General features: G+C 53.3%; 1 protein-coding gene. It reads right to left on the bottom strand.

The window, feature by feature from the left end:
- Window positions 1-289: terminase TerL endonuclease subunit (locus tag HMPREF3119_RS19560; RefSeq protein WP_246829218.1), on the bottom strand; the 289-nt coding region annotated here is incomplete at both ends.

Here is a 289-nt window from a genome sequence, read left to right as displayed (position 1 = left end):
GTGAAATTTGCCGGAATATACATCGGCCTGAACGGTTTTCATCGATTCAGACAGGTTTTTCACCGTCTGCGCCACCTCCACCAGCGGAATACCTTCTTCCGCCAGGCGACGGGAGAACTGAACGGCACTCCACGGGTCAAAACCGAGTTCACGTAAATCCTCACCTTCGCACCATGCCAGAATGTCGGCTTTGATGATGTCGTGATCGACAACCTCACCGTCCGTCAGTTCAAGATAACCGGCAGCTCCCCATTTCCGATACAGGTCAGCGATATGCTTCGGTGCAGTC

Origin of the sequence: Morganella sp. HMSC11D09 (genome assembly GCF_001807955.1) — a bacterium.
GTDB classification, from domain to species: domain Bacteria; phylum Pseudomonadota; class Gammaproteobacteria; order Enterobacterales; family Enterobacteriaceae; genus Morganella; species Morganella morganii.
Note: the sequence above shows the minus strand (reverse complement) of the source record. Positions and strands in the feature narration are given on the sequence as shown.